This is a genomic window from Octadecabacter ascidiaceicola (assembly GCF_900185015.1).
Lineage (GTDB): Bacteria > Pseudomonadota > Alphaproteobacteria > Rhodobacterales > Rhodobacteraceae > Octadecabacter > Octadecabacter ascidiaceicola.
On the sequence record NZ_FXYD01000001.1, the window covers coordinates 643,045 to 660,149 of the forward strand.

The following is a 17,105-nucleotide window of genomic DNA, read 5'->3' on the forward strand; positions in this document are numbered from 1 at the left end:
ACCAGCTCAAACCTGCCCCAGCGTCAATATCCTCATCGATTTTTCAGGTTTACCACTGTAAGAGATAGTTTAATACTAAACTATATTTTCGCCACCCTAGGGAGGACCTATGGCCGCCAAGAAAACATCAAAGAAACCAAACGTTTCTGCAGAAGAATTGCTCGGGTACTACCGTGAAATGCTTCTAATCCGTCGATTCGAAGAAAAGGCCGGCCAATTATACGGCATGGGTCTCATCGGCGGCTTCTGTCACCTTTATATCGGCCAAGAGGCCGTTGTTGTTGGCCTAGAGGCCGCGACGAAAGAGGGCGACAAGCGCATAACATCCTACCGTGATCACGGCCATATGTTGGCCTGCGGCATGGACCCGAAAGGCGTGATGGCAGAATTGACTGGCCGCGAAGGTGGGTACTCCGCTGGTAAGGGCGGTTCGATGCACATGTTTTCTGCTGAAAAGCATTTCTATGGCGGCCATGGTATTGTTGGCGCTCAGGTGCCGCTCGGAGCGGGTCTCGCGTTTAGCGACAAATATCGCGGCAATGACAATGTTACGTTCGCCTATTTCGGCGATGGCGCTGCCAACCAAGGCCAAGTTTATGAGACGTTCAACATGGCGGCCCTTTGGGACTTGCCAGTGATCTTCGTAATCGAAAACAACCAATACGCTATGGGCACCAGCCAAGCGCGGTCAACATCCACGCCAGATCTGTATACACGCGGCGAAGCCTTTGGTATCCCGGGTGAAATCGTTGACGGCATGAACGTTCTAGCCGTCAAAGAAGCATCTGAAAAAGCCGTTGCGCACTGTCGTGCGGGCAAAGGCCCGTATGTTTTGGAAGTCAAAACATACCGCTACCGTGGTCACTCAATGTCTGACCCTGCCAAGTACCGCAGCCGCGACGAAGTGCAGAAAATGCGCGAAGAGCGTGATCCGATTGAACAGGTTCGCGCCACACTGCTCACCGGCAAGCACGCTACAGAAGAAGATCTCAAAGCAATTGACAAAGAGATCAAAGCAATCGTCAACGAGAGCGCCGAGTTCGCGAAAGAAAGCCCTGAGCCGCATCTCGATGAGCTTTGGACAGATATTTACGCCGAAAACACATCGCAGGAGACAGCATAATGGCGACTGAACTACTCATGCCCGCGCTTTCTCCAACGATGGAAGAAGGCACACTCGCAAAATGGCTCGTCAAAGAAGGCGACGAAGTAAAATCCGGCGACATCATCGCCGAGATTGAAACTGACAAAGCAACAATGGAATTTGAAGCCGTTGACGAAGGTATCGTTGGCAAAATTCTGGTCGCTGAAGGCACTGAGGGCGTCAAGGTGAACACACCTATTGCGATCATCGGTGAAGAAGGCGAGGACATGTCCGCCGCCCCTGCCCCCGCTGCTGCGTCTGCGTCTGCGGCCCCGACCGAGGCTGCACCTGCCGCCCCAGCCGTCGCAACCGCCAGCGCGATTGAATTCGCACCGTCTGACACCTCCCCAGACTGGCCCGCAGGCACAGAAATGAAGTCCATGACGGTCCGCGAAGCCTTGAACGAGGCCATGACCGAGGAAATGGAACGCGACGAAAACGTCTTCCTGATGGGTGAAGAAGTTGGCGAATACCAAGGCGCCTACAAGATTTCCCAAGGCATGCTGGACAAGTTCGGCTCCAAACGCATCATCGATACACCCATTACAGAACACGGCTTTACCGGCATCGCAGTTGGCGCGGCCTTCGGTGGTCTGCGCCCGATTGTTGAATTCATGACATTTAACTTCGCGATGCAAGCGATTGATCACATCATCAACTCTGCGGCCAAGACATTGTATATGTCCGGCGGTCAGATGGGGGCACCAATGGTGTTCCGTGGCGCCAACGGTGCCGCCGCGCGCGTGGGTGCGCAGCACTCGCAATGTTACGCCGCGTGGTATGCACAGGTTCCCGGCCTTAAGGTCGTGATGCCTTATTCGGCTGCTGATGCGAAAGGTCTGATGAAGACCGCCATTCGTGACAACAACCCGATTATCTTCCTTGAGAACGAAATCCTTTATGGCCGGTCATTCGAAGTGCCTGTCATGGATGATTTCACCATTCCGTTCGGCAAAGCCAAGGTTGAAGTCGTCGGCTCTGACGTCACAATCGTGTCCTTTGGTATCGGCATGCAATACGCGTTTGAGGCGGCTGAAAAACTGGCAGCGGATGGGATATCCGCCGAGGTCATCAACCTGCGTTCCTTGCGTCCGATTGACTACGCGACGATCCTTGAATCTGTAAAGAAAACAAACCGTTGTGTCACCGTTGAAGAAGGCTGGCCTGTCGGGTCACTCGGCAACCACCTGAGCGCGACCATCATGCAAGAGGCGTTTGATTACCTCGATGCACCGGTCATCAACTGCACCGGTAAAGACGTACCAATGCCTTATGCTGCCAACCTTGAAAAACACGCACTAATCACGACTGACGAAGTGATCGCCGCTGTTAAACAAGTCACCTACCGTTAAGGAGTACAGACTATGGCTATCGAAATTCTCATGCCCGCGCTGTCCCCCACAATGGAGGAAGGCACGCTGGCAAAATGGCTCGTCAAAGAGGGCGACACGGTCCAGTCCGGGGACCTACTGGCCGAGATCGAGACAGACAAAGCAACGATGGAGTTTGAAGCGGTCGACGAAGGTGTCGTTGGGAAACTTCTCGTCGCTGAAGGCACCGAGGGCGTTAAGGTTAACACAGCCATCGCGATTATCGGTGAAGAAGGCGAAGACATGAGCGCGGCATCCGCTGCGCCTGCCCCTGCTACCGCTGCTGCAGCACCGGCTGAGGCACCCGCCCCAGCTGTGGCAACGCCTGCTGCCCCGGCCGCACCCGCAGCTTCAGATGGCTCTCGCTTGTTTGCAACACCATTGGCACGCCGCATCGCGGCTGACAAAGGCCTCGACCTTTCGACCATCAAGGGCTCAGGCCCGCATGGTCGTATCATCAAAGCCGACGTTGAAAATGCGACTGCACAGCCTGCCGCCGCTGCTGCTTCCTCTGCGCCAGCCGCTAAAGGTGGCGCGCTCGCCTCCGGCCCAAGCACCGATCAGGTCCTCAAGATGTATGACGGCCGTGAGTTTGAGGAAGTCTCACTCAACGGGATGCGCAAAACAGTTGCCGCCCGCCTGACCGAAGCCAAGCAAAGCGTGCCGCACTTCTACCTGCGCCGCGACATCCAACTGGACGCGCTGCTGAAATTCCGCAGCCAAATCAACAAGACGCTTGAACCGCGCGGGATCAAACTGTCGGTGAACGACTTCATCATCAAAGCCTGCGCTTTGGCGCTGCAAGAGGTGCCCGAGGCCAACGCTGTCTGGGCAGGTGATCGCACACTGAAGTTCTCGGCATCTGACGTGGCTGTTGCAGTTGCGGTTGAAGGTGGCTTGTTCACACCAGTCCTCCAAGACGCTGAAACGAAATCACTTTCCGCGTTGTCCACACAGATGAAAGACCTCGCTGGACGTGCCCGTGATGGCAAACTAGCACCACATGAGTATGTCGGCGGCAGCTTTGCGATCTCCAATTTGGGTATGTTCGGCATCGACAACTTCGACGCGATCATCAACCCGCCACATGGCGCGATTTTGGCCGTTGGTGCAGGCACGAAAAAGCCCGTCGTCGGGGCCGATGGCGAATTGACCGTGGCGACAGTGATGTCGACAACGCTCTCCGTGGATCACCGCGTGATCGACGGAGCACTGGGCGCGAACCTGTTGAACGCGATCAAAGCCAATCTCGAAAACCCGATTGGCATGCTCGCCTAGGGCATCCAAACCGTAGAACAGACAAAAGGCCGCCAAAGCACTGGGCGGCCTTTTTCACACCTAGACGCGCCCCTTTTCTTTGGCTGAAAAATACTCTGGGAGGTCTGGAGGGCTAGCCCTCCAGCGGATCGGATGGGCGCAGCCCATTCGATCCGAAACGGATCAATACTTTGGCGCCCGTTTCTGCATCCGTGCCATAACAGTTTCGATCTGGTTCGGTGCGCCCATCAGTTGCGCTTGCAGCTCCGCTTCCACCTTCAAGCCCTCGGCCTCGACCCCACCCCAGATCGCATCGCTCAAAGCCTTGCCTGCGCGTATAGCGTCTGGGCTTTTTCCACAAAGCTCTTCTGCAAATACTCTCGCCTCGGCCAAAGGATCGGCCTCAACACGCGTCACCAGCCCTTCACCCAGTGCTTCGCCCCCTGACAAGACCCGCCCGGTCATGATCAACGCCTTTGCGCGATCTACAGGCATCAACTTCGGCAAGGATAGCGAAATCCCCATATCCGGGATCAGGCCCCATTTCGCCTCCATGATTGACAGACTGGCATCAGGCGCTGCAATGCGAAAATCCGCGCCAAGAGCAATTTGCAGACCAGCACCAAAGCAAACACCTTCAATCGCTGCGATCACTGGCACGCCAAGTTGTTGCCAGACCTGCCCTTTCAACGCCTCACCTGCGCTCACCAACTCCGCCAGCATTCCAAGCGTCACCGCGTTTTTCTTTTCAGGGCGGTTTATGCGCACCTCTGCGATCGGCCCTTCAGCCCCGGTTACACAAATCAAATCGCTCATACTGCCCCCTTTGGTTGTGCCCATCCCAGTGGTCTGACGGGCCTCCGTCAATACTGACCTTGCGTCTCTTTGATCCAACGCAAAGCCCCAAGGCGCCACCGACAATATCAAACAATGGATCAAATTCAAAAGGATGACGAAAATGGACTGGAAAGAAACGCTCGCGCACACGGGTAGCATTTTAAAGCCAATGCGCGCCGAACAAGCAGACACAGCAAAAGGATTTGGAGCATTGCACAACGCAGCCCTCGCCGAGGGTGCCGTTTCAACCAAACATAAAGAACTTATTGCGCTTGCAATTGGGATTTCAAAGCAGTGCAACGATTGCATCGGCTTTCACGTCAAAGCCGCCATTCGTGCGGGTGCAACGCGCGACGAAATCGCGGAAACAGTCAACGTTGTTGTGTTGATGAACGGTGGCCCGGGCTACATGTATGGCGCAAAAGCAATGGAAGCCTACGACCAGCTTTCGTAACGAAAACGCGGCGGTTATTCGAACGGTTTCAGATCGTTACTTATTCCCGCCGCATCCTACCAGCAGTTGATCCATAGTTACCGACGGCTGCGAACACCCGGCTTCTCCGACGATTTTCGCTGGCACACCGGCGACTGTTTTCATCGGCTCAACGTCGGCCAGCACCACGGAACCCGCAGCGATACGGCTGCAATGGCCGATGTTGATATTACCCAACACGTGCGCACCAGCGCCGATTAGAACACCGTCGCCGATCTTGGGGTGGCGGTCTTCTTCTTCCTTGCCGGTACCGCCCAGCGTCACGGAATGCAGCATCGATACGTTATCACCCACGACAGCCGTTTCGCCGATCACGATAGAATGGGCATGGTCGATCATCAGGCCTTTCCCGATGCTCGCGCCCGGGTGAATATCGATGCCGAAAATCTCGGACACGCGCATTTGAACGTAATAGGCCAAATCCTTGCGGCCTTCCTTCCAGAGGAAATTACCAAGTCGGAACGCCTGAACCGCTTGGAACCCCTTGAAAAACAACAAAGGTTGCAAGAACCGCAGGCACGCAGGATCACGGTCATAGATTGCCACGATGTCCGCACGTGCAGCATCTGCAAGCGCAGGTTCCGCATCATATGCACGATCCGCAATTTCGCGCAGCATCTGGTCGGACATTTCCGAGGACGCCAATTTCATAGAGATACGATACGCCAGCGCATTCTCAAGCGACGTGTGGTGCAAAACGGAACTGTGAACGAATCCACCAATCAGCGGCTCGTCAATAATCGCTTGCTCGGCTTCGGTGCAAATACGCTGCCAAACGGGATCAACTGTCGTCAATTTTGGGTTCGTCTGGGCCATAGCGCACCTCACTTTCATGTTTCTCATACGCTATTTAGTGCGAAATCTCCAAGAATAAACCCGTGAAATGAAACATCACGTTTCCGAATGAACGCGATTGCGCCACGCATCAAGCGCGCACAAAAGCGTGGTTAACGCGGCACAGTAACGCGCACTATTGCGGGGTGTTCCGGCTCTCTGATGTAGGCTCGCCTGCGCATAAAGCGAGCCCGTTCCACCGTTCGGGTGGGTACACCCCTGCCGCTTGCGCCAAAGGTCTGCGGTATGTGCATCCTCGATCAACTTCGCGGCGATTTGGAACCAATGTTCGCGTGGCATAGCCAAGAGAACCCGTGTTGCAATGTCTAGATCACTCAACCCGACACTGCGCATCACGCCACCAGCGCAATACCATTATAGAGCCCTTCCCCATAGGTTTCCGAAATCTGAGCGACCTCAACATAAGTTTCCCCCGCGCCATCCAGTGCTTGCAGCGTTGCAGAATAGGTCCAGCTCGGTTGGCTCACCGTTACCTGTCGCACCTGCGCGCCATCTTTGAACACACGAACACGGTAGCGTTCAAACGCCTCAGACAACGGCACATCATCACCATCCCAACTGTCGCCACCCACGCGTGTCCTGCGTACCCATGAAATGTCCAACGCCCCGCCATCAGGCGTTGCCCGCAAATGTGCAACGCTAAGGGGACGCAAACCAGCGCCTGAAAATGCCTCGACGCGGTGCTGATAGCTTGGATCGCTCAACGGACGTGTTCCGGGTCCGTAGCGGAAATGCTGCGTGACCCCTCGTGCGGAACTGGCCAGCTCGATCTGCTCGGGCGTACTATTGAGCAACACAAACACCGAACCTACCGGCCATTCATCTGGCATCAACCCGTTCGTCCCCGCCTGCCCGCGCAGGCGCATTCGTACCTCGAAAGTGTTCTCATCAACGATCTCGGCCTCTGCAAACTGGAACACTTCCCAGTTGTCACTGCTGCCATCCCCGATTGCAGCAAGGTTTGCGCCGCCCAAAAGCTGTTCAACCGAAACCGATTGCAAATCCCCGCGGATCAATTGAACCCGCAACGCAGGCCCACGATCGTACAGCCCAGCACAGGCCATAGGCAACGCTGTCTGCGTTATCCCCATGGTCGATGACGATGTCACCAAACGGTTCAGCCCATAACCGGCGTCCTGTGTGGCAGAATACAGCGCCACACTGCCCGGCCACGGCACACCAGAGGCCGCGACGTAAGGCGCTACAGGGTCTTCGTCCCCGCGCAGCAATGGCAGCTCCATCAACATGAGCTCCACCGGAACAGGCGCAACAAAACTACGAAGGTCAAAGGTTCGTTCAGTGACGTCTTGCGGTTCATAGATTGCGGGCTCAATCCGAACGGCCTCAAGCGCTTGACGATCTGTCTGGTCTGACTGATCGACACGAAACAGCCCATCCCCATGTTCATCCGGTAGTCGGACAACATCGCCCGCGCCAACGTTCATCAAGGACGGCGGCAACGTGAACCGAGCCGTATCCCGCGCCACACGCGCTTCAGACAGCCAGCGTTCAGCAATGCGTTGCCCTTCAGCGCTGGTTAGAACCAATGGAAGCTCGGATGTGGACGTTGTTTGCCCTTCTTCATCAGGGAATGTGGCCTCTGTACTGCGAACTTCGTAATCCGCATCGGCCTCAACAAACCCCACACGCACACGCCCAGACACTTCGGCCTCTTGGCTGCGCGTCAACTCAATCGCGCCCTCGGCGTCGTCTTCATACACCAATTGCCCTGCATCAATCTCAGCGTCCAGTCGCGCACCACGGCTGCGGAACACCAACACACCGTCGCGTTCGATCGCATCAAAGCCATAGGCCACCATCAGCGGCTGCAGCGCAGACCGCGCAGTTGAGACGTCTTCAACACCGTAGCCACGCACAACGCCGTGCAGCGCACTTACGTCATAGGTTGTTACACCCGCATCTTCACATATCTCCGCCACAACGGACGACAAAGGCCGCGACGCCGCACGTCCGTTGATCCAATGCCCACGTGAATAGTTCACATTGTCAGACCAAAGCGCCCCGTTGCCTGGAAACGCCGGAAACGGCCGCGCATCCCACGCCCAAACATGGATACGTTCAGGGTCAACCATTTGCAGGCCCGTCACAGGGGACGTCGGGTTCAAAGTTGGGTCAGAATAATGGCTAAACAACGCACGCAAATATTGCATCTGAATGTAATCATCACGGATGCCGTTTGATGCTCTAGGCAAGCCGGATTCTGACGACTTCAGGTCAACAAATCGGTTGGGCTCGTTGGTGCCCTTGTCAACTGCTGCACAACCGACCTCGGTAAACCAAATTGGTTTTGAACCGGGCTGCCAAGCCGTCGGAAGTGCTGCGCGAACTCCGCCAATACGTTCATGGTGCGCATTTAGCCACCAGTTGCGCATGTCTTTATAACGCCAGATCCACGGCTCTCCTTCACCGTCCGTAATTGGCGTGCGAAACTGCGCTTCGGCCGCTTCGGGCGAGTGATAATACCAATCATAGCCCTCACCCCCTTCAACATTCGCACCAAGGTAGTCGAGGTTATAGATAGAACCATACTCAGCATCCAAATGATCCTCGCCATCGCGCCAGTCAGACAGCGGCATGTAATTATCAATACCAATGAAATCAATATCTTGATCCGCCCAAAGCGCATCCAAATGGAACAGTTTGTCTGCTGTCCCACTGGGTTGATAGCCATGATATTCCGACCAATCCGCCGCATAGCCGATCTTAACATCTGGGCCCAAAATTGCGCGAACATCTGCAGCAAGATCAATCATCGCCTGCACCGCTGGAAAACCCGATGCCCCGCGAATTTGGGTCAATGACCGCATCTCGGACCCAATGCAAAACCCGTCCACATCGCCCGCCAATGCGCACAGATGCGCGTAGTGTAAAATGAAGCGGCGATAGGACCACTCGTTCGGACCGCTATACGTAACCTTGTCGCCGACTGTCGCAAAATCACTGACCTGCGCCGCCCCAAAAAACGCCGTGACTTCGGCATCCGCCGTAGCGGTTTGATCCGGCGTGTTCGCCAAACCTGCTGCCAATGATGTGGTAATCCGCCCACGCCACGGCAGACGTGGCTGCCCTACGTTCCCGGTCCACGGATCGGTCAACGTATTTCCATCGAGTTGCTCCATGAGGATGAACGGATAGAACACCGCCTTCTGCCCACGTGCAGACAAGTCGCGCAATGCTTCCACAACCGCGTCATCCGCAGGCGTACCACCATAAATCGGGCGATCAGCTTCCATCGGCACAACCTCGGCCGCCGCACGCGCAATACTAGACACCGACCACGCCATTTCCGTGCCATCAGCCGCCGTTTGCTCGACCTTCGGCTTAATCGTGCAATCTCCACAGCGCAGATCATCGCCGAACCACGACACCACCATCGTGACGGACCCACAATTGGGTAGCTCTTCTTCTAACGTCTCAACAGCTACTGAAAAATCACTCTTGCCGGACGGCGTGTTAACGTTAGCTGATTCAACCCGCCCGAACCCTTTGGAAATCGTCACCGGCGTCGTCGCAAGCGAATACTCCCCCGTTCCGGGGACCAACGCCACGCCCGTCACCAAAGACGCGAGGTCAGAATGCAGCGCGTCGTCCCCTTGCCCGGGCCGCATCACCTCAAACGAGAACTGCGGTACACGATTGCCAAATTGCCCAAGATCAAGATCTTCCAACACCACATAGGCCGTCCCACGATACGCCGGAATCTGACCTGCCCCTTCAACCGCTTCCATTTTCGGGTCTGGCAGCTGGTCGTCCGCACCGGAATAAACGCGCATGTTCAAATCATCACGCGCGATCTCGACTCCGTCCGCCCATACGCGACCAACGCGCGAAATCTCACCCTCACACAGGGCAATCGCCAAAGAAACAGAGTAGCTGTACGTTTTCGTCGCAGGCTTGCTTGCACCACCTTTCCCACCACCCGTTGTCGTGGTTGTCTCCACAAATTCCGTCGCCCAAATCACCTGACCCGCAACGCGCATGCGCCCGTAAAGGCGTGACATGCCCGCTCCCTCGCTGGCCCCCGTCAAACGAAAGCGATCAACGCGACCTGTTTCAACGGTCTCGCTCCCCGCGCCCATGATGCGTTGATCAATCACGCGCCCTAATGTGGCGCCCGCAGCACGTCCGATCACGCCCATCCCAAGCCCCAAAACGGTGCCGCCCATAGTTCCGCCAAGCGCCATACCCGCCGCTGAAAGTACAATCGTTGCCATGATGAAAAGCCTTTGTTCTAGGTGAAATCAGGAATGGCGAACCGCGCAACTAGGCGACGTTGCCATGGCGTGGAAAATGCATTTTCACACACACCATGCCCCTGATAAGAATGAATAAATGTCGGGCGCAGACCTGTTTCAGCCTGCACTCCCACGTGTTTGGCGACCGCGCCCTGCCGCATTCGAAACAACAACACGTCGCCTGCCTGAACGTCCTCGATCGGCTTGGCGATTAACTGCTTTGCCGCCTCCGTCCAAAGCACCTCGTGGCCCTGCGGCTCTGACCAGTCTGGCGTGTAGGCCGGCACCGATTGCAACGGTTTGCCGCTCGCTTCGGCCATAACACCGCGCAACAAGCCGAGGCAGTCACAACCCGCCCCGCGCCGCGCCGCTTGGTGAACGTAGGGCGTGCCAATCCACGCACGCGCTGCGGTGACAATCCGCGCCACGTTCACCTCCAACGCCGCAGACTACCACCTGCATTCTGACCACTGCTAACCGGCGCACTCACCAGCCAATCATCCCCAGGGATGTCAGGGAAACCTTGAAAGTTGAGCAAGTTGTTGAATTTGGCTCGACAGGTTTCAAACCGCTTGTCGCACCCCGCCTCAAGACGGATCGTATCGCCCGCTTCAATGCTCGTGCGAAACGCTTCCCAAACTTCAACCTCGCGCACGCCATCAACAAACCTGTCCCGCTTGATCACGCCAACAAGCCCTTCAGCCGCACCGCTCATCACGCGCAAACGCCCGCGTTCAAACCACGCAGGTTCAAATGTGTTCATATCTGCAAAGGTGAAGCGACGCTGTTCGATCAGCGCTTCGACAGGCACTTCAACCGAATACCCGTCCGTATCCGTGTCAAACCCACAGGCCCTATCGCCCAAAATCGCCGAACACGGCGTTTGATAAACCCGCCCCTGCGGCTGGTTGAGCAGTTCAGTAAGCCCACGCAGTTCCGCGTGAAACGCCCCACCAGAACGGCGCAATTCACCAATCGTACCCGCAAACCGCAGTGTGCGGGTTTCAACGTCAGCCCAGTTCACCAGCCACGCCTTAACCTCGGCACCATCAAACCGACCTGCCTCAATGTCCGCCTCTGTGATCGCCGCATCGCTCAACGCGCCCATCGCCTCAGAGTTATCAACCGACAGGCCCGTGCCCGACATAATCGCGCGCGCGGTCATGCCCGCATCTGCCTTAAACGTCATCCCGTCAAAGCTGAGTGCGCGGTCATGGTCGGTAAACCCGAAAACCTGCCCATCACGGCGCACCACAGCCCAACATCGCGCCAGTGTAGTTACACCGGTGTCCAAATGATCCTGAAACGCACTCATATCCGCACCTCAACGACAGGCACATCCGGGACTTCGCCCGCTTGGAATGTCGCCATTGACGTCACAATACTATCAGCATCGAAACGAACCGGAACGTCGAATTCATACCCCGCCGTCACCTCTGCTTGATGATCAGGCGGATGGGTGAACGTCACGATGCCGGTGTTGGCATCAACGCTGTAATCTACACCTTCAACTTGCGGATCGCCACTGACAGACACCAACACCGTTCCAAAGACCGGTTTGGAGATAGGTCGCGGATAAGTCGCTGTTCCAGATGAATAATTCTTGACGATTTGGAACTCGGTCTGTTCCTCGTCCCCCATGCCAATCAACTGGTCATCCCCCGTGATCGCGCGGCTCGGAACCGACGATTTAAAGTCTGACCAGTCCTTCCAGCGGAACCCGAACATCTGCCCCTGTCGCGCTTCAAAGAACGCTACCAGCACCTCGACATCATCCAAAGATCGCAACCCCATCCCCGCATCATAGCGGCGACGCGAATGCGCCCAGGGCGTGTTGCGCTCTTCAAAACCGTTGGCCAACGTCACCACTTCCGTGCGCCGCTCAGGACCACCCAAAGCGCCGAAACTCAAACTCGTCGGAAACCGAACCTCGTGAAAACTCATCGTCAAAATCCTTCCTAACGGTTGCGCTGGCCACTGGCCAAAGCACGGCTCATGGACGCAGCAATCTGGCTTTGGCTGCGCTTAAAGCTCGCCGCATCCGGCGTGCTGATATTCATCGTGACGTTCACGGCCTGCCCGCTTTGCGCCTTCACGCCCAAGCTGCCGTCAGCGCCGCGCGTCAGGGGCATAATCGCCTCTGGCCCCGCTTCGCCCATCAACCCCATGCCACCGCGCATCGGGAAATTCATCGGCCCTGACACAACACCGCCCTTGGCAAATGGTGTCACGCGGCCTTGGCTGAACGCGCCGCCTTGCTCAAACGGCATCATGCTGGACACAAGCGAATTCACGCCCCCCGCAAGAAGCCCGCCAAAGTGGTCCGTCACTGGTTTCAGCGCGTTGTTGTAAACCGTGCGCGACATCGCCTCGCCCACTGTCGCCAGTGCGTCCGACAACGACCGTCCGTCAAACACCAACCCGTCAAACGCCTTGCGCAATCCGCCCGAAAACCCGCGCTCCAAATTCCCCAAATCGCGCGTTGTATCGCCTAAGGTCGCTTTCATGCGTCCCAGTTGCGCGTCAAACGCATCCGTCATCGCCGTGACCGACCCTAACGTTTGCTCAAGCGCCTTGGCCTCGGATTCCAGCGCGTCCAAACCGTCAATATCATCCATCCTCATCTCCACTTTCTTGATCAGGGAACCGCGAGGCTAGATCATCCAGCCGCCCGCGATTCATCGGCATTTCGCCCGCCTCTGGCCCCAACAGCAGCCACAGTTCCGCCGGTGTAAGCGCCCAGAATTCATGGGGTTTCAGCCCCAATCCGTGTATCCCTGCACGCATCAAACCGGGCCAGTCCAAACCGGTCATGAGGCGGCAAAAGCACGGGCAAGCAGTTGCGCCGCAGCCTCAGCTGCGCGCACAACGCCCCCCTCAATTTGCGCTCCAACCATGTCCCGCGCCGACCCTTGCCAGCCGCCGCCGCGCAAACCCGCGACGATCAGTACCAACACATCACGGGTGGAAAACGCGCCGCTTTCGAACCGTTTGACCAATTCAACCAACGTGTCCGTCCCCAACGCCGCCTCCAGCTCCGCCAAGGCCCCCAACGTCAATTTGCACGCATACACCTGCCCATCGACAACCAAGGAAACCTCCCCAGCCCAAGGATTATGCGGCGCGTTCACGTCCATTATGGGAAGGCCACAAAGGTGATTTCGCCCGCAGATGTCAGCGACATCTCATAGGTGGCCTCACCGTTGTGCGAACCTGCATATTCAATCGAGCTGACCAAGAACGGCCCCTCAATCGTGCCAAAATCCGGCACAATCACCTGAAAATCAGGCGTCTCACCATCAAAGAAAATCTGACGCACACGTTCGTCCGTGCTGTCGTCCTTGAACACACCAGACCCGCTGATGGACGCGGTTTTTACACCTGCACCACCCAGCACTTCGCGCCAGCCGCCCGTGCTTTCCAGCGATGTCACATCAACCGTTTCCGCGTTGAAACTGATACGTGTCGCCCGCAGCCCCGCTGCCGTTTCAAACAGGCCACCACCCGTCATGTCGATCTTGATCAACAGATCCTTGCCATTTTGCGCTACCATGAGAATTACTCCGTAAGTATTTGAAAATAAGTCGTATTGACGGAAACCCGTCAGTCGTCTTGCACGATTGCCTTGAACGTCAGATCAATCCGCCGCTCGTCCGCCGTGCCAACGCGCACCGCCTTTGCGCGGTAGAAATTCAGGGCAATCAACGTGCCGCGGCTAAGCGCCAAAGGGGCATCCACCAGTACATCCGACACCGCCGTTGCCGCCTGTTTCGCCGTTGCAAAGCCTGCGTTGTCCGTAACAACTGACACCGTGAATTCATGCACCGCGCCGTTACCGGTTTTGTCGGACATGTCCTTCACAAGCTCAGGCCCAAGGGCCACGTAGAGCGATGGCAGCGTGCCTGTTGGCAAAGCGTCATAAATGTCAGTTCCGACCAATCCGGCCAAAACACTGTCCGCCACCAACGCCTGATAAACTGCCGTTTGCAACGCCGCTGAAACTCCGTAACTCATGCCACTGTCTCCTCTTGCGCTGTGCAATTCAGGTAACGCGCATCTGCATCGTCTTCGGCCACGGCCAAAATCACGAAGGTGCGATCGCCATCGCGAAACCTCTGGTTTGCTTGGGGCCGCGCGTCTGATCCCGTCGGGGCCGCGCGTACAATAATTCGGTAGGCAACGCGGCTCAGCGGTGCGGCAATGCCCGCCGCCTCGCGCCCACTGCGAGCCGTCACGCTGGCCCATAACGTGCCCAGCGCGATCCATCCTTGGGTGTAGCCCCCCGCGCCATCGCTGGCTTGCGTCGGGGCTTCGAGCACCAATTGGCGGTTCAATCGCGGGGCCATCAGTTGGCACCCCCACCCAGCAGACGCAACGTGCGGTGGCGCTCAATTAGCGCGCTCACACCGAACGGCATGCAGCCTCCGTCATACTGAACTTCATGGCGGTATTCGTAGTAATGCGCCGCCAGCAGCAATACCGCTTGGCGCAGGTCCGCAGGCACATCGCTCCAGTCAGGACCAAAGCCCGCAAGCATGCGAATACGTGCGCTACCCGTCTGGCCGATGCTCGGCAATGATGCACCAACCGCCGCCATCACAGGACGCTGCATATCCGCACGCAAGTAATACGCTTCGCGATCAACTGGGCTCTCGGCCCCACCGCGATCCACCAAAACGACATCAACAATCGCGCTGATAGGGGCAATCGGCAAAGCCTGCGCCGCAGCGTTCCGCCACTGGGTCACGCTCCAACTAAAGGTACGTTCAATCAATGCCTTACCAGTGCGCGCTTCAATCGCGGCCAGCGCCGAACGTAGGAAGTTTTCTAATAGGTCGTCCTGCAATCCATCATCGGAAAACCCCGATCCAAGGCGCAGGTGTTCTTTGAAAAAGGCAACCGGCAAGGCGCCCGTTGGCACTGTGGTTTCTTCGATCAACATCATGGATTAACTCCGAAATCGGCTTGAAAATTCGTCAAAATGTCCGGACACGTGCCAGCCCTCGCATTGCTCGGACGGAAGGAAGCAGCTGGACAACGCGAGGGTTAACTCACGTCATGCACGCGCCCGGACCACGGACGCGAGGGGTATCCCCGCGCCCGTCCCCCTCAGCCCTTAGGAAAGGCCGAACTTGAGTAGCTTGATCGCAGCGAAGTCAGACACCGCACCACCAACGCGCTTGGTCGCATAGAACAAGACATGTGGCTTGGCACTGAACGGGTCACGAAGGACGCGCAGATCAGGGCGTTCAGCCACGGTGTAACCCGCACCAAAGTCACCAAACGCAATCGCAGTCGCGTCTGTACCAATGTCAGGCATGTCCTCAGCGATCAGTACTGGATAACCCAGCAGACGTGCAGGCTCACCCGCGACCAGACCATCAGACCACAAGAAACGGCCGTCATTGTCTTTCAGCTTGCGCACAGCGCCCGCTGTTTTGGAGTTCATCACGAATGTACCATTTGCGCGGTATTCAGCACCCAGGCCATAAACGAGGTCGATCAGGCTATCGGCACCGTTAAAATCACCATCCGCACCAGTGACAACGTAGCCAAGGTTGCCCCAAACCCACACATCATTGTCGACCTGTGGCGCTGTCAGGAAACCCGTTGGCTTATCAACACCATTACCATTCACAAACGCCGCTGCTTCGGAACGTGCGAACTTGTCCGCGATACGGCCAGCCAGCCATTCATCAATGTTGAACGCGCTGTCATCCAGCAAACGCTGAGACGCCTTTGGAAGCGCAGACAGCTCGTGCAGGGCAATCGTGATGCGGTCAATCTGCGGCGTACCTGTTTCAGATGTCGGGTCATTCTCGGTCGCCCAACCCGCACCCATTTCAGTGTGGTCTATCAGCACGTCATAGGACGTGGCTTCAACGTTCACCACATTGGCAATCGCACGGATAGATGCCGTTGCTGCCAGCGTGGATTGAACCGTCGCAGATGTCTGCGGGTCCACAAGGTAACCACCATCAGCCGCCACAGCCGTGGACATAGATTTACCTTCCATCGGCAGATCGCGCAGACCATCGTCCTCACCGGAACGCAGGTAGGCTTCAAACGCCTTTTGGTGTGGTGCTTCTTCCGAGGCAGCAGTGGCCAGCGCAGGGCGTGCGCCAGAAATCATGGATTTACGGTCAAGTTTGGTCATACGGTCGTCCTGCTCTTTCAGCTTGGTTTGAATATCAGTCGTGAAGTCTTTGAAATCGCTCACAAAGCCCGCCATCGCGGACTTCAACTCATGGGCCGGAGAGGGCGCACCTTCCCCGTCCCGAGCCTTGCACTCAGGTTTGGTCATAATTCGATCCTTTTGATCTATGGGTGGAAACGCCGCGCCTTAGTGGTGGCCCAGCACAGCGCGGGCATCCTCAAACGCCCCCGCCAATTCACGCATGGTTTGGTCTACAGGGTTGTCCCCTTTCGCCCCCACCCGCGCATCCGGAAGCATCGGGAATGTCACCAGCGACACCTCCCAAAGCTCCAGCTCTGACAACAGGCGTCCGCCCGTAGTATTCTTTGTGGCCCGCACCGTGCGGTAGCCGATAGAAAGGCCATCAATCGCGCCTGCTTCAATCAGCGCAGCGGCCTCGCGGCCCTTCTCAACATCGCGCAAAATGCGGCCCTTTACGTATAGGCCCGCCGCGTCCTCGCGCACTTCGTCCCACACGCCAATCGGTTGCGCCGGATCATGCTGCCACAGCATTTTCACTCGGCCACCCTTACCGGAAAGACGCTCCAAAGACGCCGCATATGCGCCTGTCTCAACAACATCGCCCCCTTGATCAGCCTTGCCAAACAGCGAGGCATACCCGCTGATCTCAATGCCATTTTCAACAGCAACACTGTCGCCAAGAGCGATAAATTTATGTTCCAAAGTCATCTTTGTT

20 protein-coding genes are annotated in these 17,105 nt (G+C 56.9%); 4 read left to right on the forward strand and 16 right to left on the reverse strand.

Annotation, left to right across the window (positions count from 1 at the left end; translation table 11 throughout):
- Positions 1–109 precede the first annotated feature (109 nt).
- The 3 genes from pdhA to OCA8868_RS03150 are packed head-to-tail and all read left to right on the forward strand — an operon-like array spanning position 110 to position 3,792.
- The gene (pdhA, locus tag OCA8868_RS03140) at positions 110–1,123 is read left to right on the forward strand and encodes a pyruvate dehydrogenase (acetyl-transferring) E1 component subunit alpha (protein WP_093995068.1); all 1,014 of its coding nucleotides are present in this window, start codon (positions 110–112) and stop codon (positions 1,121–1,123) included.
- Positions 1,123–2,496 carry a pyruvate dehydrogenase complex E1 component subunit beta gene (locus OCA8868_RS03145; protein ID WP_093995069.1) on the forward strand — a complete coding sequence of 458 codons (1,374 nt, stop codon included), beginning with the start codon at positions 1,123–1,125 and terminating at the stop codon, positions 2,494–2,496. Before pdhA ends, OCA8868_RS03145 begins: the two co-directional genes overlap by 1 nt.
- Before the next feature lie 12 nt (positions 2,497–2,508).
- Positions 2,509–3,792 carry a pyruvate dehydrogenase complex dihydrolipoamide acetyltransferase gene (locus tag OCA8868_RS03150; RefSeq protein ID WP_093995070.1) on the forward strand — a complete coding sequence of 428 codons (1,284 nt, stop codon included), beginning with the start codon at positions 2,509–2,511 and terminating at the stop codon, positions 3,790–3,792.
- 162 nt (positions 3,793–3,954) lie between these two features.
- On the opposite strand, the gene OCA8868_RS03155 is transcribed toward OCA8868_RS03150, so the two are convergent.
- Entirely contained in the window at positions 3,955–4,587 is a 633-nt protein-coding gene (locus tag OCA8868_RS03155) for an enoyl-CoA hydratase-related protein (RefSeq protein WP_179214758.1), read from the reverse strand.
- Between the two features lie 142 nt (positions 4,588–4,729).
- On the opposite strand from OCA8868_RS03155, the gene OCA8868_RS03160 reads away from it, so the two are divergent.
- Positions 4,730–5,062, forward strand: a complete 333-nt coding sequence (locus OCA8868_RS03160) for a carboxymuconolactone decarboxylase family protein (protein WP_093995507.1) — start codon at positions 4,730–4,732, stop codon at positions 5,060–5,062.
- A gap of 36 nt (positions 5,063–5,098) precedes the next feature.
- Here the strand turns inward: OCA8868_RS03160 and cysE are convergent, their stop codons facing one another.
- The 15 genes from cysE to OCA8868_RS03235 form a co-directional block, all read right to left on the reverse strand.
- Entirely contained in the window at positions 5,099–5,917 is an 819-nt protein-coding gene (gene cysE, locus OCA8868_RS03165; RefSeq protein ID WP_093995072.1) for a serine O-acetyltransferase, read from the reverse strand.
- A gap of 75 nt (positions 5,918–5,992) precedes the next feature.
- On the reverse strand, positions 5,993–6,274 hold the full coding sequence (locus OCA8868_RS03170; protein ID WP_143849480.1) for a DUF7742 family protein: 282 nt from the start codon (positions 6,272–6,274) through the stop codon (positions 5,993–5,995).
- Positions 6,275–6,288: 14 nt separating this feature from the next.
- Positions 6,289–10,191: a baseplate multidomain protein megatron gene (locus OCA8868_RS03175; RefSeq protein ID WP_093995074.1), complete on the reverse strand. Its 3,903-nt coding sequence runs from the start codon at positions 10,189–10,191 to the stop codon at positions 6,289–6,291.
- A 17-nt stretch (positions 10,192–10,208) separates the two neighbouring features.
- On the reverse strand, positions 10,209–10,640 hold the full coding sequence (locus tag OCA8868_RS03180; protein WP_093995508.1) for an NlpC/P60 family protein: 432 nt from the start codon (positions 10,638–10,640) through the stop codon (positions 10,209–10,211).
- A gap of 2 nt (positions 10,641–10,642) precedes the next feature.
- A complete protein-coding gene (locus OCA8868_RS03185) occupies positions 10,643–11,527 on the reverse strand; it encodes a phage/gene transfer agent baseplate hub protein (RefSeq protein WP_093995075.1) in 885 nt (294 codons plus the stop codon).
- Positions 11,524–12,156, reverse strand: a complete 633-nt coding sequence (locus OCA8868_RS03190) for a DUF2460 domain-containing protein (RefSeq protein WP_093995076.1) — start codon at positions 12,154–12,156, stop codon at positions 11,524–11,526. The genes OCA8868_RS03185 and OCA8868_RS03190 overlap by 4 nt, the downstream gene beginning before the upstream one ends.
- A 14-nt stretch (positions 12,157–12,170) precedes the next feature.
- Positions 12,171–12,830 (reverse strand): RcGTA-type gene transfer agent tail tape measure protein, encoded by a 660-nt coding sequence (locus OCA8868_RS03195; RefSeq protein ID WP_093995077.1) that lies wholly within the window; start codon positions 12,828–12,830, stop codon positions 12,171–12,173.
- Positions 12,823–13,026 carry a rcc01693 family protein gene (locus OCA8868_RS03200; protein ID WP_093995078.1) on the reverse strand — a complete coding sequence of 68 codons (204 nt, stop codon included), beginning with the start codon at positions 13,024–13,026 and terminating at the stop codon, positions 12,823–12,825. The genes OCA8868_RS03195 and OCA8868_RS03200 overlap by 8 nt, the downstream gene beginning before the upstream one ends.
- Positions 13,023–13,349 (reverse strand): gene transfer agent family protein, encoded by a 327-nt coding sequence (locus OCA8868_RS03205; protein ID WP_093995079.1) that lies wholly within the window; start codon positions 13,347–13,349, stop codon positions 13,023–13,025. The genes OCA8868_RS03200 and OCA8868_RS03205 overlap by 4 nt, the downstream gene beginning before the upstream one ends.
- Positions 13,349–13,765, reverse strand: a complete 417-nt coding sequence (locus tag OCA8868_RS03210) for a phage major tail protein, TP901-1 family (protein WP_049834786.1) — start codon at positions 13,763–13,765, stop codon at positions 13,349–13,351. The genes OCA8868_RS03205 and OCA8868_RS03210 overlap by 1 nt, the downstream gene beginning before the upstream one ends.
- 50 nt (positions 13,766–13,815) lie before the next feature.
- Positions 13,816–14,226, reverse strand: coding sequence for a DUF3168 domain-containing protein (locus OCA8868_RS03215; protein WP_093995080.1), 411 nt, complete (start codon positions 14,224–14,226; stop codon positions 13,816–13,818).
- The gene (locus OCA8868_RS03220) at positions 14,223–14,558 is read right to left on the reverse strand and encodes a head-tail adaptor protein (protein ID WP_093995081.1); all 336 of its coding nucleotides are present in this window, start codon (positions 14,556–14,558) and stop codon (positions 14,223–14,225) included. The genes OCA8868_RS03215 and OCA8868_RS03220 overlap by 4 nt, the downstream gene beginning before the upstream one ends.
- Positions 14,558–15,157 carry a head-tail connector protein gene (locus OCA8868_RS03225; protein ID WP_093995082.1) on the reverse strand — a complete coding sequence of 200 codons (600 nt, stop codon included), beginning with the start codon at positions 15,155–15,157 and terminating at the stop codon, positions 14,558–14,560. Before OCA8868_RS03225 ends, OCA8868_RS03220 begins: the two co-directional genes overlap by 1 nt.
- Before the next feature lie 171 nt (positions 15,158–15,328).
- Positions 15,329–16,516, reverse strand: coding sequence for a phage major capsid protein (locus OCA8868_RS03230; RefSeq protein ID WP_093995083.1), 1,188 nt, complete (start codon positions 16,514–16,516; stop codon positions 15,329–15,331).
- Positions 16,517–16,555: 39 nt separating this feature from the next.
- A complete protein-coding gene (locus OCA8868_RS03235; RefSeq protein WP_093995084.1) occupies positions 16,556–17,098 on the reverse strand; it encodes an HK97 family phage prohead protease in 543 nt (180 codons plus the stop codon).
- Positions 17,099–17,105: the final 7 nt, after the last annotated feature.